The organism is Streptomyces sp. SL06, assembly GCF_058244745.1.
This window is the reverse complement of record NZ_JBSYOT010000002.1, coordinates 798470-818083: the sequence shown is the minus strand read 5'-3', so window position 1 is coordinate 818083 and position 19614 is coordinate 798470. Positions and strand designations below refer to the sequence as shown.

The following is a 19614-nucleotide window of genomic DNA, read 5'->3' as shown; positions in this document are numbered from 1 at the left end:
ACGTGCATGTGGCCTGGTCGGACGGAGCAAGGCGGCGCGACCACTCCATGGGGGCGCGGGTGCCCGTGGGGCTCCGGGGCAAACGCCGGGCGCCTCAGCGGCCGAGCACGTCGTCCAGGAAGCCCGTGACCTGCGCGAACACCTGCGTCCGGTGGGTCTCGTTGAACAGCTCGTGCCGGGCGCCGGGGTGGATCCGCTCGGTCGGCTCGCCGCCGCTCAGCCGCTCGACGCCGACCCGGCTGCCGGGCAGCGGCACCAGCCGGTCGTCGCCGCCGTGCACCCACAGCAACGGGAGCCGGCCCACGTCGCCGCCCTCGGCCACCGCCGCCGGCGTCACTGCGAACGCCTCCAGGGTCGGCCGCTTCATGGGGCCGTGCCACACCAGCGGATCCGCCGCGTACGCCGCGCCGACCGCGGGGTCCCGGGAGAGCGCGGCCGGGCTGATCGGGGTGTCGGGGATCTCCTCCAGGGCGAGCAGCCGGCCCGGCAGCTCCCAGTCGCCGATGACCGGCCCGGACAGTACCAGCGCGGCCAGTTCGCCGGGGTGGCGCTGGGCGTAGCGGGCGGCGACGAGGCCGCCCATGGAGTGGCCGATCATCACGACCGGCAGGCCCGGGTGGGCGGTCCCGGCCAGCTCGGCCGTCGTGCGCAGGTCGGTGACCACGTCCTCGAAGTCCTCGATCAGCACCCGCTCGCCGTCCGAACGCCCGTGCCCGGTGTGGTCGTCGCCGTACACGGCCGCGCCGTGCCCGGCCAGGACGCCGGCCACCTCCTCGTAGCGGCCGATGTGCTCGCCGTAGCCGTGCACCAGCAGGGCCACGCAGCGGGGCCGCCCGGCGGGCCACTCGCGCCCGGCGATCCGTCCCCGGGTGCCGTTCAGGACATGCTCGCGGGCCTCGGCCACGCGTCTCCTCCGGCTGCTTCGGTGAAGGTCACCGGGGATCTTCCCAGGGAGTCGCCCGGCGGTCTATAGTCCAAAACTAGCAGTGCTAATTAAAGTGTCCGCTCGCAGCCGCGGCGTCAGGGTCCGTGGCGGTCGGCCGACGGCGGTGTGCCGCCCGGCGACCGGGCGGCCACGGTCAGGAGTCCCCTCGTGCGTCCCGTCCACTTCGCGGCCGCCCGCCGCACCCCGATCGGCAGGCTCCGCGGCGCGCTGTCCGCCGTACGGCCCGACGACCTCGCCGCCACCGTGATCCGGGGCCTGGTCGCCGGCGTGCCCGCGCTCGACCCCGCCCGCGTCGACGACGTGTACTGGGGCGCCGCCAACCAGGCGGGCGAGGACAACCGCAACGTCGCCCGCATGGCCGCCCTGCTCGCCGGCCTCCCCGAGACCGTGCCCGGCGCCACCGTGAACCGGCTGTGCGCCTCCGGCCTCGAAGCCGTCACCGGCGCGGCCCGCACCATCGCCGCGGGCGAGGCCGACATCGTGCTCGCGGGCGGCTCGGAGTCGATGAGCCGCGCCCCCTTCGTACTGCCCCGCCCCGACGAGGCCCTGCCCCACCGCATCGAGACCGCCGACACCCGGCTCGGCTGGCGCCTGGTCAACCCCGCGATGAAGGACCTGCACGGCCTGCTGGCCATGGGTGAGACTGCCGAGGAGGTCGCCGAGCGGTACGGCGTCCCGCGCGAACGCCAGGACGAGTTCGCCCTGCGCAGCCACCGCCTCGCCGCCGAGGCCCGCAAGAACGGCCACTTCGACGACGAACTGCTCCCCGTCGAGCGGCCCGACGGCGTGGTCGTCGACACCGACGAGTGCGTCCGCGAGGACACCTCCGTCGAGAAGCTGGCCCGTCTCAAGCCGGTCTTCCGCCCCGGCGGCACGGTCACCGCGGGCAACGCCTCCCCGATGAACGACGGCGCCGCCGGACTCCTGCTGGTCAGCGAGGAGGCCCTGGACGACCTCGGCCTCAAGTCCCTCGGCCGCTACGTCGCCGGCGGCTCGGCCGGCGTCCACCCGGAACGTCATGGGCATCGGCCCGGTCCCCGCCACCCGCAAGGTCCTCGCCCGCGCCGGCTGGAGCGTGGACGACCTCGCGACGGCCGAGTTCAACGAGGCGTTCGCCGCCCAGGCCCTCGCCTGCGTGGACCTCCTAGGCATCGACCCCGCCCTGGTCAACCCCACCGGCGGCGCCATCGCGCTGGGCCACCCGCTCGGCTGCTCCGGCGCCCGCATCCTCACCACCCTGCTGCACCGCATGCGCCGCACGGGAGCGGCCCGCGGGCTCGCCACGATGTGCGTCGGCGTGGGACAGGGCAGCGCGGTGCTCGTCGAACGCTAGCCCGCCCGCCCGTCACGTCGCCGCCGTCCTCGCCGGGAACGCCCGGCGACGGGTTCGGCACGCTCGCCGCGGACGCCGAGCCCTGCCTCGTACGTCACCCGCGACGCCGACGACATCCAGCCCCATCCGCCTGTCGCTTCCCGCCTCACCTGGTCCGGTTCATGGAAGTGGGGAGTCCGGGAAGGGGGTGCGTGTGACCGGTTGCTCCCAGAGGCGGGCCAGGTGCGCGTGGAGGGCGTCGTGTGCTTCGAGCGGGGTGAGGTGGCCGACGAGGACGTGCGCGGTGAGGCCGTCCGCGAGGGCGAGGAGGGTGCGGGCCTCAAGTTGCGGATCGAGGCGCTCGGCGCGGTCGGCGCCCTCGCCGGCCTCCGAGATCAGGCGGGTGAACGCCTCCTGCAAGGTCGCGTAGTTCGCGGTCAGCGTCCTGGCGAGCGCCTTGTTCACAGCCGCCTGCGCGACGAAGGCGAGCCAGACCCTGGCCTCGGCGCGCTGCTCTTCCCGGAGCAGTGAGATCTCGGTGGCCGCGTGGCCCAGGGCGGTGCCGGCCGACTGGGCCGGGCTCCTGAGAAGGCGGGCCTGTACGCGCTCGCCGACCCGCTCGCCGATGTGCCCGAGAGCGAACACGAGCATCTCTTCCTTGTTGCGGAAGCACCGCTGAACCGCGCCCATCGACACCTGCGCGCGGGCGGCGACATCGCGAAGGGTCACGCCCTCCAGTCCGCGTTCGTCGGCGAGGTGGCATACGGCCTCGGCGATGAGGCGGCGTCTGCTCACGTGATCCACCTGCCTGGGCATGTCCGATCGCCTCTCAATCCCACAGCGCTCCGCTTTCCACCGCAGTTTATTCGATGCGTACGTATCGGTTCCCGGGTACCGTTCCGATGCAAGCGCATTGGTACGTGGATGAGGAAGGTGGAGCCATGCAGGACGCCCTGTGGAAGATGCCGGCCGCCGCGCAGGCGGAGGCTGTGCGCGGCGCGGCGGTCTCGGCCGTCGAACTGGTCGACAGCCACCTGGATCGCATCGCCGAGGTCAACCCGCGGGTGAACGCGGTCACGCAGCTCCTGGCGGAGCGGGCACGTGAGGCCGCGGCACAGACGGACCGTCGGCGGGCCGCCGGTGAAGTGCTGGGGCCCCTCGCGGGGGTGCCCTTCACGGTGAAGGAGAGCACGGCCGTCGAAGGCGTGCCGACTACGTTCGGCACGGAGCGCTTCCGCGATCTGGTGGCGTCGGCCGACGCACTCCCGGTGGCACGTCTGCGCGCGGCCGGAGCCATCCCCATCGGGCACAGCAACATCCCCACCCTGATCCTGGCGGGGATGCACACGCGCAGCGAGCTGTTCGGCGACACGGTCAACCCGTGGGACAGCAGCCGGACCCCGGGCGGCTCCAGCGGAGGCGACGCGGTGGCCGTTGCCACGGGCATGGCAGCGCTCGGGCTCGGCAACGATTCCGGCGGGTCGGTGCGCATCCCGGCCCAGTTCTGCGGTGTGGCCGGGCTGAAGCCGTCCACGGGCCGGTTCCCCGCCGACCACCGGGTTCTCGGCCCGGACGACCCGGGGCCGGCGTCCCAGATGCTGGTCACCGACGGCCCGTTGGCCCGGAGCGTGGGCGACCTGCGGCTGGCTTTCGAGGTGCTGGCCGGGACCGATCCGCGAGACCCGCGGGCCGTGCCGGTGCCCGCCTACGGCGAACCGCTCCCCGGACGCGTGAAGGTCGCGGTCGTGGCGGACCCCGGTGGGCACGGCGTCCACCCCACGATTCGCGGAGCCGTCGCGTCCGCGGCCGACGCGCTCCGCGACGCCGGATACGACGTGCGCGAGGAGCAGGACGTACCGCGGATGGACGAGGCCCTTGAGGCGTACGGCCGGATCACCGTGACCGAGTTCGCCCCGACCTGGCCGGTGGTGCGCGGGCTGCTCGGCAAGGGCGGGGACCGCTATGTCGAGATGGCGATGGAGCAGACCCCGCCCGTAGGCGTGGAGGAGTTCATGAACTTGACGGGCACCTGGATGAACATCCGCCGCTCATGGGCCGAATTCCTCGACGAATACCCCCTGTTGCTCGGCCCGGTCTTCACCGAGCCACCGGTCGAGCCGGGGCTGGAGTCGCGTGACAGGTCGGGCAGGGACCGTGTCGGGTCGGGAATGCGCCTGTGCACCGTGACCAGCTTCGTGGGCGTACCCGGTGTGGCCATACCGACCGGGATGGCCGACGGGCTCCCCTGCGGAGTACAGATCGTCGGGCGCGCGTTCCGGGAGGACCTGTGCCTGGACGCGGCCCAGGCGATCGAGGACCGGCTCGGAGTTCTCACACCGGTCGACCCGCGAGTGGGAGGCCGGGCCGATTGAGCCCGTGGGCCATGGAGGGCGCACGCGGCGACCCGCGTATCCCTCACGCCCCCGTCCCTGGGGCCTGGTCGAAGCGCACGCGTTTGCCGCCTTCGACAGCGAAAAGCGTACGTACACGCTGCTCGACGACACCTTTCGGCTCGCAGTCCAGGCCGAGGTCAGCGTCTCCGGTCGGGGCCGCGGAGACGGGGCGGGCTCCTGCTTCCGCCGTGACCTACGGAGGTGCTGATGCGCCACCCCGGCATCGCGCATGTCGCCCTCGTCGGCCTCCCGGACGAGTTGCACGGCGAGGAGGTGTGCGCCGTGGTCGCCGCGCGCCGGACGCCGCCGGGGTCACCGAGTGGTCCGAGCGGGAGCTGCGGGGCCGGTACACCGACCGCTGAGGAACCGCCCGGCCGCTCAGGACCATCTGGCGAGACGGTGCTTACGGGTACCGGTGGGTGCGCATAGCATCGGTGTCCGCAATGGACACCATGACACTCTGGCACCTCACCGGCTGGGAATTCTCCGCGCTCGCCTTCGCCGCCCTCCTCGTCGGCTTCTCCAAGACCGCGGTGAGCGGGGCCAACACGGTCAGCCTCGCGGTCTTCGCGGCGGTCCTGCCCGCCCGCGCCTCCACCGGGATCCTGCTGCCGGTCCTGATCGCCGGCGACGTCCTGGCCGTCCTCACCTACCGGCGCCACGCGCACTGGCCCACGCTGTGGCGGCTGTTCCCGGCGGTCGGCGTGGGCGTGGTCGCGGGCACCCTGTTCCTGGTGTGGGCGGACGACGCCGTCGTCCGGACGTTGATCGGCGCGATCCTGCTGCTCATGGCCGGGGTGACGGTGTGGCGCCGGCGCCGGCCCGACGCGGCCGAGCAGCCGGAGGGGGTCGCCTCGCGCACCGGCCGCATGAAGGCCCGTTCCTACGGCGTCCTCGGCGGCTTCACCACGATGGTCGCCAACGCGGGCGGCCCGGTGATGTCGATGTACCTGCTCTCGGCGGGCTTTCGCAAGCTCGGCTTCCTGGGCACCTCGGCCTTCTTCTTCCTGATCGTCAACGTCTCCAAGCTGCCCTTCAGCGCCGGCCTCGGACTGATCGACGGCCGCTCGCTGCTCCTCGACGCCGCGCTCGTGGTGTTCGTGGTGCCCGGGGCGTTCATCGGCAGATGGGCCGTGAACCGGATCGACCAACTGCTGTTCGAGCGCCTGGTGATCGCGGCGACGGTGGTGGGCGCCCTCCAGCTCCTCGTGGCCTGACCGCCCCGACCGCCGACCGCTGCCTGTCCGTAGGGTCGACCTCATGTCCCCGCACGTGCTGATCCTCGGCGGCACCACCGAGGCCCGCCGCCTGGCCGCCGACCTGGCGGCCCGACCCGGCGTCCGCGTCACCACCTCCCTCGCGGGACGCGTGACCCGGCCGGGCACCCTCGCCGGGCGGGTACGCACCGGCGGCTTCGGCGGGCCCGAGGGGCTGGCCGCCTGGCTGCGCGAGCAGCGCGTGGACGCCCTCGTCGACGCGACCCACCCCTTTGCCGCGACGATCACCGCGAACGCGGCCCGCGCCACCGCGGCCACCGGTATCCCGGCGGTGATCCTGCGCCGCCCCGGCTGGCGGCCCGGCCCCGGCGACCGGTGGCACCCGGTCGCCTCCCTCGCCGAGGCGGCCGACCTGCTGCCGGGCCTCGGCCGCCGGGTGTTCCTGACCACCGGCCGGCTGGGCCTGGCGGCCTTCGCCCACCTGTCCGGCCTGCACTTCGTGGCCCGCTCGGTGGAACCACCCGAGCCGCCCCTCCCGCCGGACACCCATGTCCTGACGGCGCGCGGCCCCTTCACGGCGGACGACGAGAGGACCCTGCTGCGCGACCACCGCATCGACGTACTGGTCACCAAGGACAGCGGGGGCGCGGCCACCGCCGCCAAGCTCACGGCGGCCCGGGAGCTGAGCCTGCCGGTCGTGGTGGTCCGCAGGCCTGCGCTCCCGCAGGGCGTGGACGTGGTGTCCGAGGTGGCGGCGGTCCTGGAACGGCTGGGGTTCAGCGGTCCGTGACCGGCTGCCGTACGTGGTCGGGGAGGCCGTTGCTCAGGTCCTCCACCAGCAGACGCCTGGCGATGGAGTCGAGGGCGGCGCGCAGGTCCGCGTCCGAGGGGCGGCCGATGTCCCGCTCCACCCGGTCCTCCAGCCAGGACGCCCAGGCCCGGCCGATCACCGTCGCCTCGCGGGCGCCCGCGTCGGTGTGGGTGAGCAGGGAGCCGTGGCGGGTCAGGAACCCTTCCTCGACCATGCGGTCGAACACCGGCAGCAGCACCTCCGGCGGCAACCGGCGGCGGGCGGCGATCAGTCCGAGGCCGGCGTGTCCGACCAGCCGCGTGAACAGCTCGACCTGCATGACGGCCCACGCGCCGGCGACATCGAGCCGGGTGTCGCTGTCCGTGATGATCCGGCGGGCGGTGTCCAGCTCCGTACTGCCGATGATCTTTCCGAGGGTGGCCTCCAGTGTCCGCCTGCTGCTGGCGTCGTGCGGCGAGGCGAAGCCCTCGCCCATGTCGGTGGAGCCCGCGCGGGCGCTGTCGCGCAGTTGGACCTGCTTGAGGAACAGGGCGACGAGGAAGCCGAGGACCGCGACCGGCACCGTCCACAGGAACACCGTCTGGATGGTGTCCGCGTACGCGCCGACGATCGGCGCCGCCGCGTCCGGCGGCAGCCGGTGCAGGCCCTCCGGACTGGTCGCCGCCCTGCCGATGACCGACGGGTCGGCGGCGCCGGTCGCCGAGGCGGCGGCGATGCCGTCGCGCAGGTGGGGACCGAGGGCGTTGGCGTAGATGGTGCCGAACACGGCGGTTCCGAAGGCGCTGCCCAGGGTGCGGAAGAAGGTCACGCCGGAGGTCGCGGTGCCCAGGTCGGAGTAGTCGACGGTGTTCTGCACGGCGATGGTGAGCACCTGCATGGACAGCCCGATGCCCGTGCCCAGCACGAACATGTACAGCGACTCAAGGCCGGCGCCGGTGGCCGGATCCATCAGGGACATCAGATACAGGCCGACGCCCATCACCAGCGTGCCCGCGATCGGGAACAGCCGGTACCGGCCGGTCTTGCTGACCACGTTGCCGCTGAAGACGGAGGCGATCAGCAGTCCGGCCACCATCGGCAGCATCCGCACGCCGGAGACGGTGGCCGAGTCGCCGTCGACGTACTGCAGATAGGTCGGCAGGTACGTCAGCGCGCCGAGCATCGCGAAGCCGACGATGAAGCTGAGGACGGAGCAGACCGTGAACACCGGGTTGGCGAACAGCCGCATCGGCAGCATCGGTTCGGCCGCCCGGATCTCCACCCGGCAGAACAGGGCGAGCGCGACCAGCCCGCCCGCGAACAGGCCGATGATCACGGCCGAGCCCCACGCGTACTGGTTGCCGCCCCAACTGGTCGCCAGGATCAGCGCGCCGGCGCCCACCGTGACCAGCGCGATGCCCAGGTAGTCGATGACGGGCCGGACGGCCGGCTTCACCACCGGGATGGTGCGGGCGGCGGCGATCACGACGACGATCGCGATGGGCACGTTGACGTAGAACGCCCAGCGCCAGGACAGATGGTCGGTGAACAGCCCGCCCAGCAGCGGTCCGACGACCGTCGACACCCCGAACACCGCGCCGATGGCGCCCTGGTACTTGCCGCGCTCCCGCAGGGGGATGACATCGGCGATGAGCGCCATGGCGGTCACCATCAGGCCGCCCGCGCCGACGCCCTGCATCGCCCGCCAGGTGATCAGCAACGGCATGTTCGTCGCCAGACCGCACAGGAACGACCCCGTGATGAACACGACCGCCGAGACCTGGAAGACCACCTTGCGGCCGAAGAGGTCGCCGAACTTGCCGACCAGCACCGTCGCCACGGTCTCCGCGAGCAGGTACGAGGTCACCACCCAGGACATGTGCTCGCCGCCGCCCAGGTCCGACACGATCGTCGGCAGCGCGGTGCCGACGATCGTCTGGTCGAGGGCCGCCAGCAGCATCCCGAGCATGATCGTGACGAAGACGACGTTGCGGCGCCGCCGGTCCAGCACGGGCGGCTGGGCGGCGGCGGTCCGTGGCGCTTCCTCGGCGACTGTCACCCGGTCACGATCACACCGGCGCAGACGCCACGCATGCGGGGGCGGTCCGCCTGGGGCGGGCGTCAGGCTAGGCGTCGCCGGGGTTGCGGCGCAGCAGGTACGTGTCCATGATCCAGCCCTTGCGCTCCCGGGCCTCGGCACGCAGCCGCTCGATGCGGGGCGCGGCCTCGGCTATCGGCCCGGAGGCGAGGATCTCGTCCGGGGTGCCCAGGTAGGCGCCCCAGTAGATGTCGATGTCCTGGTCGGCGTACCGCGAGAAGGCCTGGTGGGCGTCGAGCATCACCACCACGTCGTCCACGCCCTCGGGGAAGCCCTCGGCGAGCCGCCGCCCGGTGGTGATCTGCACGGGCCGCGCCACCCGGTTCAGCCCGGTCCGGTGCCGGGCGACGAGTGAGGAGACGCTGCTGATGCCCGGCACGACGTCGTACTCGAAGAGCACCTCGCCGCGCTCCAGGATCTCCTCCAGGATGCCCAGCGTGCTGTCGTACAACGCGGGGTCGCCCCACACCAGGAACGCGCCGCTCTCGTCCTCGCCCAGCTCCTCGGCGATCAGCCGCTCGTAGACGCCGGCTCGGGCGCTGCGCCAGTCCCCGACGGCGGGGGAGTAGGCGGCGCCGCCCGCGCTCCGGTCCCGCTCGGGGTCCCGCGCCGCCACGATCCGGTACGTCCCCCGCGGTATGTGCGTCTCCAGCATGTCCCGGCGCAGCCGCACCAGGTCGGCCTTCGCCTCGCCCTTGTCCAGGACGAAGAACACGTCCGTGCTCCGCAGCGCCCGGACCGCTTGCAGGGTCAGCTGCTCGGGGTCGCCCGCGCCGATACCGATCACATGAATTGTCCGCACACCACGAGTCTGCCGTACGCCACTGACAACGCCCCGGCCGGGCCCTTCGCGGCCCGCGGGCTCAGCCGCGCAGCCGCGGCGCCCGCGCCCCCGCGTCCACGGAGGCGCCGCCCGCCACGTCCGCCGCCAGCTCCCCGGCCCACCCGGCGACCGAGCGGAGATCCATCCCGTACGGCCGCCCCCGCCCCGCCTGCGACGCCGCCCACTCCGTCACGGCCCCCGCCCCGCGCCGCAGCAGCCTGGCCCCGCCGGTGGCATTGCCGCGGGCCGCGTGCGTGAGCCCCACGGCCAGCTGGGCCATGCCCCGCCACAGCTGCCGCTCCTCCTCGGGGCCCGACTTCCAGGCGTCCTCGAAGACCTCGTGCGCGTGGAACGGCTTCCCCTCGTCCAGCAGCCGTTGCGCCTCGACGACCGTCGCCTCGGGCGCCCGCACGACCCCCTCCGGCTGGCGGGGGACGCCGTCGGCGCCGTACGGCAACGGGCGCCCGAGCCCGTCCCGGGGCCGGGCGTTGCGCGCCCGCCCCTCGTCGTCACGGTCCCGCGCGTCCACCGGGCCGTCCGGGGCGGTGCTGTCCAGGGGGCTGTCGGCAGGGGTGTCCATGGGCCCGATTGTCCCTCGCCCGTGCCCGCTTAGGCGTGGCCCGGTGTGTGGGGTAAAGTACGTTCCGCGTGATCGCGCGGTTCACCGCGTGTGAGCACATCGGGACGTGGCGCAGCTTGGTAGCGCACTTGACTGGGGGTCAAGGGGTCGCAGGTTCAAATCCTGTCGTCCCGACGGAAACGTCGCAGATCAGAGGGGTCCTTCGGGGCCCCTCTCGATCGTTTCCGGAGGCGCCGTCTCACAATTTCTCACAAACGCTGTTGATCAGGGTCAGCGGGAGGCCGAGGCCGAAGGCCTGGTGTGCGGCATGACCTCCGAAGTGGACACGTCTCACCGTCTGAAGGCCGCCCCGGGCCGCTGGCAGCTGCCGGGGGGATCTGTGGAGCAGCCCGAGGACGGGGCGGTGCTGGACGAGTCGGCGCTGGCCGGCCAGGCCGCGCGGGAGCTTGCCGAGGAGCTGGGGATCAGCGCGGCTGCGGAGGAGCTGAGGCTGTGGGCCGTCACCCGTGGCGAGAACGGCAGTGTCGGCCTGACCTACCTCGCCCCGGCTCTTCCCGAAGCGACGTTGCGTGCGGACTTCACCGCCGTATCGGCAGCCGAGCGTGTTCAGGGACGTGTACCTGAGCTCGACGACATCGTCCTGGTGCGTTCACCGGACGAACTGGCCGCTCTGACGGGGCCGCACGCGGACTATCTGGAACCGATCGTTCGCCGCTTCGCCGGGTGCCGCTGAGGTCAGGCCCCGGCGAGGAAATCGCGTCCCCGTTCGTCGAGGTCGGCCACGCACCGCAGGCTGCGGGCCCGGAAGCGTGCGAGGTCGCCGCGCATGCGGGAGACCGCCTTGCGGGTGCGGACGGAGCGGACACCGTCCATGTGGTCGATGGCTCGGTGCCAGGTGGCGCACGCCTGCTCGATGCTGCCGCGCTTGAGGTGCATCTCCGCGCCCGCGACCAGGTCCAGGGCGACGATCCGCGCGTAGGTGTCTGCGGGGCGGGCCGTGGCGGCCAGCGCGTACTGTTCGGCGGCGGCCCGGTGGTCTCCTAGACGAGGCGCCGCCCTACTGCCCGTAGCGCCACCCCCCGGTGGCCGGCCCCGGTCAGTGGGCCAGGCGCGTCCTCGCCGACCGCGAGGCGATGCGGGACGAGGTGCGCGCGCTGCGCAGCGGCATGACCGGGCGACTGCGGCTCGGCCCGGTGCCGAGGGGGGCCACCGCCGTCTCGCTGCTCACCCACGCGTTCTGCGCGGAGAATCCCTTGGCGAGCGCGGAGGTCCCCGCCGACCTCCGGACCACCGACATCCTGCCCGGCTGCGGGCCTACGAGCTGGACGCGGTGTTCGAGCGGGTGGGCGATCCGGTGCGGCCCCGGGTGGAGACCGACTCCGTGGCCTCCCTGTTCGCCCACGTCAGGACAGGGGCACTTCGCCAGTGCGGTGCCACACGCCTGGCCGTATGTGTTCGGGGTGCCGCCGGGGATGCGGGCCGTGCTGCGCCGCGAACCCGCGGCCGTCGCCGCACAAGCGCTGCTCGACGCCGCCCGGCGGACGGACGTGGCCGCGGAACCGGAACGCGTACCGGGAACAGCGGTCACCGGGACGGCGACGCGCGGTGAAGGAACCGGTCAGACCGATTCGCGGACGACCACCCGCGCGGGCGGCGGGCGCAGGCCGTCCGTGTCGAGGTTCAGGGAGAGGCGGGCGCTGAGCCGGCCGTGGGCCTCGGCGTCGACGTGGACGGTGGTCAGTCCGGGGGTCGTGTAGGCGCCGTAGCCATTGTCGTCGAAGCCGATGACGGCCACGTCGTCCGGCACGCGGTGGCCGAGGTCGAGCAGGGCCAGGAGGATGCGCAGGGCGACGTTGTCGTTGAAGCCGGCGATGGCGGTCACCTCGGGAGCGCCGGTCAGGAACGCCTGGACGGCTTCGGCGCAGGCGGAGCGCTCAGGCGGTGTGACGAAGGTCCGGGGGACCTGGATGCCGAGATTGTGTGCGGCGTGCCCGGTGAACTTCAGCCGGGTCGCGGCCAGCGGGGACTCGGTGTCGGGCAGGGCCATGGCGACGACGGTGTGACCGTGCTCCACCAGGTGGCGCAGCTGCATCGCCGCGTGGGCGGCGAGGCCGTCGCGCCAGCCGCCGCCGAGGTCGTCCAGCTCGCGGCCGGTGAGGTAGGTCTCGCCGAAGCGGATGACCGCGCGGGGCGCTATGACGTCCAGGACCTGCTGGGTGGACTGCGGGGTGTGCCGGCCGTGCCGGACGAGCAGCACATGGTCGTGGGCGGCGAGTTCGGCGTCCAGGCCCTGGATGTAGCTTCGGGAGTAGTGGCCCTCCATGCCGACGTTGATGTTCAGCACGACGACACGGGAGGAGCCCTCGCGCAGGGCGCGGGCGACTCCGTGCGGTACGTAGCCCAGTTCCCGGGCGGTCTGCTTGACCCGGTCCCGGGTCGCGGCGGAGATCGTCTGGTGGGGGTCGTCGTTCAGGACGAAGCTCACCGTGGCGCGGGACACACCGCTGGCCGCTGCCACGTCATTCAGCGTGACTCTTCCGGAACTGCCCATCACCCCTGCTCCGATGCGGTCGGCGCACCGTCCGCCCCTGCGGGCCGACGCACCGCCATTCTAGGATCCCCGGCCGCGCCCGGTGCACCGGCCACCGCACGGCGTACGTTCGACCGACGGCGGCACGTCCGCGGCACCACCTCCCTGGCGGCCCGCGAAGAGATGACGGCGAGGACTAGAACGATTTAGCATGGCGTTGTAACGTGTCTGCCACATCGATTTAGCTTTCCCAGCGCGCCGGCCCGTGGCCTGCGGGCGGAGGGGGTCTCTCGCGCCATGATCGACACGGTTTCCCCGGCCGTCGTGCGGCCGTTCCCGCGATTGCCCGACGGTCTCCCGCAGCCCGGCCGATGCCTGGTGATGGGCATTCTCAACGTGACACCCGACTCCTTCTCCGACGGCGGCCGGTACTCCGACCCCGGCCATGCCGTCCGGCACGGTCTGCGGATGGCGGCGGAAGGTGCCGACCTCGTCGACGTGGGTGGCGAATCCACTCGGCCGGGAGCCGAACCGGTCGGCGTCGGGGAGGAGTTGGCCAGGGTTGTACCCGTGGTGCGGGAACTGGCGGGCGCGGGGGTGCCCGTCAGTGTCGACACCATGCACGCCGAGGTCGCGCAGGCCGCGGTCGAAGCGGGGGCGTGCCTGGTCAACGATGTCAGCGGTGGCCTGGCCGACCCCGGGATGGCGGCCACCGTCGCCGCGGCCGGCGTCCCCTATGTCGTCACGCACTGGCGTGCGCCCAGCCGTGAGATGGAACGGCACGCCGTCTACCGGGACGTGGCCGGCGAGGTCACCGCCGAACTCCTGGACCGGGTGGCGGTTCTCACCGCTGCCGGGATCGATCCCTCGCGCATCGTTCTCGACCCGGGCCTCGGCTTCGCCAAGCACGCCGAACACGACTGGCAGCTCCTCGCCCGTCTGCACACCGTGCGGTCGGCGGGCTTCCCGGTGCTGGTGGGCGCGTCCAGGAAGCGTTTCATCGGGGCCGCCCTGAGCGGCTGGTCGAACAGCCCCCCGGCGCCCGGCGGTCGGGACGCCGCGACGGCCGCGGTGTCCGCGCTCGCGGCGGCGGCCGGGGCGGTGTGCGTGCGGGTGCACGACGTCCGGTCCAGCCTGCACGCCGTCCTCATGGCGGCGGCATGGACCGGTGTGGGCCTCGTCCCCGCGGCGCCCGAAGTGAGCGCCGACGCCTCAACACGGTAGTCGGCGCACGAGTCTGGTCAGCGGTTACACCCTTCTGTTAGCTTGCGCTAGATCGTTCTAGCCCAGGAGAGACCCACGCCCCGGCTTCGTCCGGAGGGCGAGGGCCGGAGCAAGTGGCCACTGGGCCGAAGCAGTCCCCGAGTCGCAGCCAACCGGGACTTGACCACCTTGAAAGTAGGAGTCGCATGACAACCCCCAGCCTTCAGGACGGCATTGACAAGGCCGGCTCGCCCATCGATCTGCTGTGGCAGCCCGGTGCCGAACCGTGGACGCCCGAGGTGGTGGACCGTGAGTTCGTGGGCTGGCGCACGGAGCAGCGCGCCTGGCACGAGGGTGTCGCGCTGCTGAACCTCTCCCACCACATGTTCGACCTGTGGATCGAAGGCCCGGACGCCACCCGGGTGTTGGCCGAGTACGGCGCCAACAACTTCGAGAAGTTCGCCGTCGGCCAGGCCAAGCAGTACGTACCGGTGACCCGCCACGGTCACATCGTCACCGACGGCATCCTTTCCCGGGAGGCCGAGAACGCCTATGTACTCAGCGGTGTTCCGGCGTCCCAGCACTGGGTGCAGTACCACGCGGAGAAGGCCGGCTACGACGTCTCCTTCGCCACCGACCCGTCCTCCGCGTTCCGGCCCGGCGGCGGTGACCCCAAGCTGTTCCGCTACCAGATCCAGGGACCGCTCGCCCTGGAACTCATAGCGAAGGTCTTCGGCGGTCCGATCCCGCAGACCAAGTTCTTCCACTCCACGCCGGTCACCCTGGACGGCCGCGCCTTCAAGGCACTGCGGCACGGCATGGCGGGCCAGGCCGGCTACGAGTTCATCGGCCCCTGGGAGCACGCCGCGTACGTGCACGAGGCGTTCGTGAAGGCCGGGGAGCCGCTCGGCCTGATTCAGGTCGGCGCGCTGGCCTACGCGACGCCGAGCGTGGAGAGCGGCTGGATTCCCTCGCCGGTCCCCGGCGTCTACACCGACCCGGAGCTGGCCGAGTACCGCGCCTGGCTCCCGCTGTTCGGCATCGAGGGCAAGCGCCCGCTCAACGGCAGCTACTACTCCGAGAACATCGAGGACTACTACGTCTCTCCGTTCGAGCTGGGCTACGGGAAGATGATCCACTTCGGGCACGAGTTCCACGGCCGGGACGCCCTGCTCGCGGCCAAGGAAAGCGGGAACCTGCGCAAGAAGGTCACCCTCGTCTTCGACGCGGACGACGTGCGCCGGGTGATCGGCGGGGGAGCGGACCCCGGCTTCGTCCTCAGCTACGCCCGCCACCGGGTGGAGACCTCCGCCGGTCTGGCCGGCGTCACCATGCAGACCGCGGCCATCGACCCGGTCGGCACCGTGCTGTCCCTGACCCTGATCGACGCCGCGCACGCCGCGCCCGGCACCGAGGTGAGCGTGGTCTGGGGTGAGCACCCCGGCCGAGGTACTGACCCCGAGGCCGACCTCGGGTTCCCCCGCATCCGCGCCACCGTCCGGCCCAGCCCGTTCGACCGGCACGCCCGCACCGACTACCGCCGCGACGCCTGACCGGAACCGGCAGCAGGTGTCCGGGGCCGGCCGGACGCCGCCCCCGGCCGGCCCCGTCGCGATCCCTTCCCCAGGAGGCATCATGAACCCCCTCAGCACATCCTCCCCGGCGGTGAGCACATCACTGCTGGAGGACTTCTCCCTGGAGATGACCGGCAAGGACGTGCCCAAGCTGGAGGAGGCCGCCGGCCTCATCCCGCGGGGCACCCGTATCAACGTCACCTTCCTCGGCAACGAGGACCTGCGGATGCGCCTGGACGCCGCCCGCGCCGTCAAGCGCCTCGGCTTCGTCCCCGTACCGCACATCTCGGCCCGACGCCTCGGTTCCCGGGCGGACTTCGAGCAGTTCCTCGCCGGGCTGCGGGGCGACGGCACCGGCGCGGAGGTCTTCACCGTCGGCGGCGACCCGGCCCGCCCCGAGGGGCCGTACGAGGACTCCCTCGCCCTGATCGAGTCGGGACTGCTGGAGGAGTACGGCGTCCGGCACGTCGGCATCAGCGGCTACCCGGAGGGCCACCCCGACATCGCGGGCGAGGCACTGTGGGCCGCGCTGCGCGACAAGAGCGCCGCCATCGCCGCCCAGGGCATGGACGGCGGCGTCATCACCCAGTTCGGTTTCGACGTCGACCCGGTCCTCGCCTGGATCGAGCAGGTACGCGGACACGGTGTCACGCTGCCGATCCGCATAGGCGTCCCCGGCCCGGCCGGCGTGCGGCGGCTGATGTCGTACGCGGCCCGGTTCGGCGTGGGCACCAGCGCCTCCATCGCCAAGAAGTACGGCCTGTCCATCACCAACCTGATGGGCACGGCCGGCCCGGACAAGTTCCTGCACGCTCTCACGCAGGGCTACGACCGGGAACGGCACGGAGAAGTGAAGGTCCACTTCTATACGTTCGGCGGCCTCAAGGCCACCTCCGAATGGATCGCCCAGTTCAGGAAGGAAGCCCGCGCATGACGGTCACCCAGGCCGCACCCACCGCCGCCAAGAAGAACAAGGGACCCGATCACCAGGCCTCGCTGATCGTCCAGGGCGCCGACGCCACCGGCATCGTCGCGGCAGTCACCTCGGTGCTGAGCGACCACGGTGCGAACATCGTCTCGCTCGACCAGTACTCGGACGACCCGCAGGGCGGCTCCTTCTTCCAGCGCACCGTCTTCGGACTCGACGGCCTCCAAGCCGCGCTGCCCGCGGTGCGTGCCGACCTCGACACGGCTCTGGTGGAGAAATACGGCCTGACGTACACGCTGCGGGACATGGCGGTGCCGAAGCGGATGGCGGTCTTCGCCTCCAAGTCGGACCACTGCCTGCTCGACCTGCTCTGGCGCCACCGGCGGGGCCAACTGCCGGTCAGCATCCCGATGGTGATCTCCAACCACCCCGATGTCGCCGAGGAGGTACGGAACTTCGGCATCCCGTTCTTCCATGTCCCGTCCATGGGCGCCGACAAGTCCGCCGCCGAGGCCGAGCACCTCAAGCTGCTGAAGGACAACGTCGACTTCATCGTCCTCGCCCGCTACATGCAGATCCTCACCGGCGACTTCATCGAGCGGGTCGGCGTCCCGGTCATCAACATCCACCACTCCTTCCTGCCCGCCTTCATCGGCGCCGGTCCCTACGCCAAGGCCAAGGAACGCGGCGTGAAACTGGTCGGCGCCACCGCCCACTACGTCACCGAGGACCTCGACGAGGGCCCGATCATCGAGCAGGACGTTGTCCGCGTCAGCCACGCCGACACCGCCGCCGACCTCACCCGCCGCGGCGCCGATGTCGAACGCGCCGTCCTCTCCCGCGCGGTGCTGTGGCACGCCGAGGACCGGGTCGTCCGCAACGGCAACCACACCATCGTCTTCGCCTGAGTCAACGGTTCAGCCCCCACCCCGACAGGGAAGCCGCCCGGAACAGGGACCGGTGGTCTTGTCACGCGCCGGAACAGGCCGAACAGGCCCACCGGGGTGGCGGACGCGGCGGACACCGCGCGGTCCGCTCCGCCCATCGCCGCCGCCCCGGTCCCCGACGCCGCACACCGCGGTCGCGCGAGGCCGTGCCCCGTACGCAGTCCTCTTCCCGGGTGGTCGTTCATCGACACAGAAAGCGGTTCGCCACCATGACCACCACGATCGACGGCACTCGGATCGCCCGGCACATCCGGGCCCGGGTCGCCGAACGGGTCGCCCAAGCAGCACAGTTCGGACGGGTGCCGGGGTTGGCGACCATCCTGGTGGGCGATGACCCGGCCAGTGCCGTGTACGTCGCCGCCAAACGCCGCGCCATCCGGGAGGCGGGCATGCGCGACATCCATCGCCGGCTGCCCCAGCACGCCACGCGGTCGGAGGTCGCCGCGGTCATCGACGAACTGGCCGCCGATCCGGCCGTCTCCGGCATCCTGCTGCAACTGCCGCTGCCGCCGCAGCTCGCCGCCGCTCCGCTGATCGACCGCATCCCCGTCACCAAGGACGTTCGACGGCCTGACCACCGCGAGCGCGGGCCGTCTCTCCCGTGACGAACGGGGACTGCGTCCCTGCACACCCAGCGGTGTCATCGAGCTCCTCGACGCCGAAGGGATCGAACTGAGAGGAACGTGCGTCGCCGTCGTCGGCTGGGGAGAACTCGTCGGCCGTCCCCTGACCCAGCTCCTGCTGCGCCGGGGAGCGACGGTGACGGTTGCGCACGAGTTCACCGCCGACCTCGCCGCCGTCACCCGGCCGGCCGATGTCGTCGTGGTCGCCACCGGCGTCCGCGGCCTCATCGGCCCCGAACACATCAAACCCGGGGCCACCGTCATCGACGTAGGCATCCACCGCACCTCCGACGGCCTGACCGGTGATGTCCGCGCCGCGGAACTCGACGGCGTCGCCGGTCGCATCACCCCCGTACCCGGCGGTGTGGGCCCGATGACCATCGCCATGCTCCTGGTCAACACCCTCCGCGCCGCCGAGTGGACAGACGAGCACGAGTCCGTCCCCGTCTAGCGGGGGCGCCGGGTACCCGCGTGGTGCCCGGTGGCGCCGGGCGACACCCCGCCCATGTCCTGCGGACACCGTCCGTATTCCGTGCCGAGGAAAGGCGCCGGACATGAAGGACTTCTCCGCGTCGGCCCGGTTCGCCGACCGTCATGCCACTGGTCTGCTCGATGTCACCGACGACCCGGAGGCTCTCGACTCATCGGGCTTCTGGGCCGTCGTGGCCGACTTCGAGGGGCGGCTGACCTGCGCACGTTTCCGCGAGGTCCGTCCGCTCCCGAGGCGTCGTGGCAGCGGTCGCCGGTGGGCCGGGCCGGGACGGCACCAGTGGAGCACGTCACTCGACCGCGCCGCCTACACCGCCGGTGTACGGCACATCCGCGAGCGCATCGCCGCCGGCGAGGTCTACCAGGCCAACCTGTGCCGCGTCCTGTCCGCCCCGGTGACGGCCGACCCGGACATGGAGGCGCTGGCCGACCGGCTGGCCGACCACCACCGTGCCCCGTACGCCGGCATGGTCCGACTGCCGGCCCACGGCGTGGAAGTCGTCTCGGCCTCGCCCGAACTGTTCCTGCGCCGCACCGGCCGGGTCGTCGAGTCCGGCCCCATCAAGGGCACCGGACGCACCGAGCGGGATCTGCTCGACAAGGACTACGCCGAGAACGTAATGATCGTCGACCTGGTCCGCAACGACCTCGGCCGGGTCTGCGCGACCGGCAGCGTCACCGTCCCGGACCTGTGCGCCGTCGAGAAGCACCCGGGCCTGGTGCACCTGGTGTCCACCGTCCGCGGAGAGCTGCCGGACGGCACCGGCTGGGCGGAACTGCTGGCCGCCGCGTTCCCGCCCGGCTCCGTCACCGGCGCGCCCAAGGAGCGCGCGCTCGGCCTCATCCGCGCCCTGGAGACCGTGTCCCGCGGACCGTACTGCGGCGGTGTCGGATGGGTCGACGCGGATCGCGCACTGGGGGAACTGGCCGTCGGCATCCGCACCTTCTGGCTGGACCGGGACGAGCGGCGACTCAGCTTCGGGGCCGGCGCCGGCATCACCTGGGGTTCGGACCCGGAGCGGGAGTGGGAGGAGACCGAACTCAAGGCCGCCCGGTTGCTGGCCATCGCCTCCAACGGACCGGCCACGGCGGGGCCGTGCTCCCCGCGGAGCACGGCCGAGGACCGCGCACCGTCGGTACCCGGCACCGTCCGGTGAGGCC

19 protein-coding genes, 1 tRNA gene and 2 pseudogenes are annotated in these 19614 nt (G+C 72.4%); 14 read left to right on the top strand and 8 right to left on the bottom strand.

Going from position 1 to position 19614, the window contains the following annotated elements; translation table 11 throughout:
* Positions 1 to 94: 94 nt before the first annotated feature.
* Complete coding sequence (locus AC4IHM_RS03580; protein WP_490865621.1) at positions 95 to 904, bottom strand: alpha/beta hydrolase; 810 nt, start codon at positions 902 to 904, stop codon at positions 95 to 97.
* Between the two features lie 189 nt (positions 905 to 1093).
* On the opposite strand from AC4IHM_RS03580, the pseudogene AC4IHM_RS03575 reads away from it, so the two are divergent.
* Positions 1094 to 2279: pseudogene (locus tag AC4IHM_RS03575) on the top strand (thiolase family protein).
* Positions 2280 to 2438: 159 nt separating this feature from the next.
* Here the strand turns inward: AC4IHM_RS03575 and AC4IHM_RS03570 are convergent.
* Positions 2439 to 3074 carry a TetR/AcrR family transcriptional regulator gene (locus AC4IHM_RS03570; RefSeq protein ID WP_490865620.1) on the bottom strand — a complete coding sequence of 212 codons (636 nt, stop codon included), beginning with the start codon at positions 3072 to 3074 and terminating at the stop codon, positions 2439 to 2441.
* 125 nt (positions 3075 to 3199) lie between these two features.
* On the opposite strand from AC4IHM_RS03570, the gene AC4IHM_RS03565 reads away from it, so the two are divergent.
* From AC4IHM_RS03565 to AC4IHM_RS03550, 4 genes and pseudogenes are all read left to right on the top strand, one after another.
* Positions 3200 to 4630 (top strand): amidase, encoded by a 1431-nt coding sequence (locus tag AC4IHM_RS03565; protein ID WP_490865619.1) that lies wholly within the window; start codon positions 3200 to 3202, stop codon positions 4628 to 4630.
* 219 nt (positions 4631 to 4849) lie between these two features.
* Positions 4850 to 5010: pseudogene (locus AC4IHM_RS03560) on the top strand (AMP-binding enzyme); the annotation flags it as partial.
* An 84-nt stretch (positions 5011 to 5094) separates the two neighbouring features.
* Positions 5095 to 5868, top strand: coding sequence for a sulfite exporter TauE/SafE family protein (locus tag AC4IHM_RS03555; protein WP_490865618.1), 774 nt, complete (start codon positions 5095 to 5097; stop codon positions 5866 to 5868).
* A gap of 43 nt (positions 5869 to 5911) precedes the next feature.
* Entirely contained in the window at positions 5912 to 6658 is a 747-nt protein-coding gene (locus AC4IHM_RS03550) for a cobalt-precorrin-6A reductase (RefSeq protein WP_490865617.1), read from the top strand.
* Here AC4IHM_RS03550 and AC4IHM_RS03545 read toward each other — a convergent pair.
* The 3 genes from AC4IHM_RS03545 to AC4IHM_RS03535 form a co-directional block, all read right to left on the bottom strand.
* Positions 6645 to 8717, bottom strand: a complete 2073-nt coding sequence (locus tag AC4IHM_RS03545; protein WP_490865616.1) for an MDR family MFS transporter — start codon at positions 8715 to 8717, stop codon at positions 6645 to 6647. The two genes, AC4IHM_RS03550 and AC4IHM_RS03545, sit on opposite strands and share 14 nt — an antisense overlap.
* A 67-nt stretch (positions 8718 to 8784) precedes the next feature.
* Positions 8785 to 9558, bottom strand: coding sequence for a precorrin-6A synthase (deacetylating) (gene cobF / locus AC4IHM_RS03540; RefSeq protein ID WP_490865615.1), 774 nt, complete (start codon positions 9556 to 9558; stop codon positions 8785 to 8787).
* Between the two features lie 61 nt (positions 9559 to 9619).
* Positions 9620 to 10159 (bottom strand): DUF309 domain-containing protein, encoded by a 540-nt coding sequence (locus AC4IHM_RS03535; protein ID WP_490865614.1) that lies wholly within the window; start codon positions 10157 to 10159, stop codon positions 9620 to 9622.
* A 100-nt stretch (positions 10160 to 10259) separates the two neighbouring features.
* Between AC4IHM_RS03535 and AC4IHM_RS03530 the strand changes: the two genes are divergently transcribed.
* Together AC4IHM_RS03530 and AC4IHM_RS03525 are read left to right on the top strand one after the other, a co-directional pair.
* Positions 10260 to 10333 (top strand) — tRNA-Pro (locus tag AC4IHM_RS03530).
* 133 nt (positions 10334 to 10466) lie between these two features.
* Complete coding sequence (locus tag AC4IHM_RS03525; protein WP_490865613.1) at positions 10467 to 10892, top strand: NUDIX hydrolase; 426 nt, start codon at positions 10467 to 10469, stop codon at positions 10890 to 10892.
* A gap of 2 nt (positions 10893 to 10894) precedes the next feature.
* Here AC4IHM_RS03525 and AC4IHM_RS03520 read toward each other — a convergent pair whose 3' ends face one another.
* The 3 genes from AC4IHM_RS03520 to AC4IHM_RS03510 all read right to left on the bottom strand — a co-directional run bounded on the left by AC4IHM_RS03520 (position 10895) and on the right by AC4IHM_RS03510 (position 12677).
* The gene (locus AC4IHM_RS03520; RefSeq protein WP_490865612.1) at positions 10895 to 11095 is read right to left on the bottom strand and encodes a hypothetical protein; all 201 of its coding nucleotides are present in this window, start codon (positions 11093 to 11095) and stop codon (positions 10895 to 10897) included.
* A gap of 160 nt (positions 11096 to 11255) precedes the next feature.
* On the bottom strand, positions 11256 to 11561 hold the full coding sequence (locus AC4IHM_RS03515; RefSeq protein WP_490865611.1) for a hypothetical protein: 306 nt from the start codon (positions 11559 to 11561) through the stop codon (positions 11256 to 11258).
* A 216-nt stretch (positions 11562 to 11777) separates the two neighbouring features.
* The gene (locus AC4IHM_RS03510) at positions 11778 to 12677 is read right to left on the bottom strand and encodes a LacI family DNA-binding transcriptional regulator (protein WP_490865610.1); all 900 of its coding nucleotides are present in this window, start codon (positions 12675 to 12677) and stop codon (positions 11778 to 11780) included.
* A gap of 309 nt (positions 12678 to 12986) precedes the next feature.
* Between AC4IHM_RS03510 and folP the strand changes: the two genes are divergently transcribed.
* From folP to AC4IHM_RS03475, 7 genes are all read left to right on the top strand, one after another.
* Positions 12987 to 13913, top strand: coding sequence for a dihydropteroate synthase (gene folP, locus AC4IHM_RS03505; protein ID WP_490865609.1), 927 nt, complete (start codon positions 12987 to 12989; stop codon positions 13911 to 13913).
* 185 nt (positions 13914 to 14098) lie between these two features.
* Positions 14099 to 15445: an aminomethyl transferase family protein gene (locus tag AC4IHM_RS03500; protein WP_490865608.1), complete on the top strand. Its 1347-nt coding sequence runs from the start codon at positions 14099 to 14101 to the stop codon at positions 15443 to 15445.
* Between the two features lie 82 nt (positions 15446 to 15527).
* Positions 15528 to 16400: a methylenetetrahydrofolate reductase gene (locus AC4IHM_RS03495; protein ID WP_490865607.1), complete on the top strand. Its 873-nt coding sequence runs from the start codon at positions 15528 to 15530 to the stop codon at positions 16398 to 16400.
* Positions 16397 to 17302 carry a formyltetrahydrofolate deformylase gene (gene purU / locus AC4IHM_RS03490; protein ID WP_490865606.1) on the top strand — a complete coding sequence of 302 codons (906 nt, stop codon included), beginning with the start codon at positions 16397 to 16399 and terminating at the stop codon, positions 17300 to 17302. The genes AC4IHM_RS03495 and purU overlap by 4 nt, the downstream gene beginning before the upstream one ends.
* 248 nt (positions 17303 to 17550) lie before the next feature.
* Positions 17551 to 17946, top strand: coding sequence for a tetrahydrofolate dehydrogenase/cyclohydrolase catalytic domain-containing protein (locus AC4IHM_RS03485; RefSeq protein ID WP_490865605.1), 396 nt, complete (start codon positions 17551 to 17553; stop codon positions 17944 to 17946).
* Positions 17912 to 18415, top strand: a complete 504-nt coding sequence (locus tag AC4IHM_RS03480; RefSeq protein ID WP_490870752.1) for a hypothetical protein — start codon at positions 17912 to 17914, stop codon at positions 18413 to 18415. Before AC4IHM_RS03485 ends, AC4IHM_RS03480 begins: the two co-directional genes overlap by 35 nt.
* 103 nt (positions 18416 to 18518) lie before the next feature.
* Complete coding sequence (locus AC4IHM_RS03475) at positions 18519 to 19610, top strand: chorismate-binding protein (RefSeq protein WP_490865604.1); 1092 nt, start codon at positions 18519 to 18521, stop codon at positions 19608 to 19610.
* Positions 19611 to 19614: the final 4 nt, after the last annotated feature.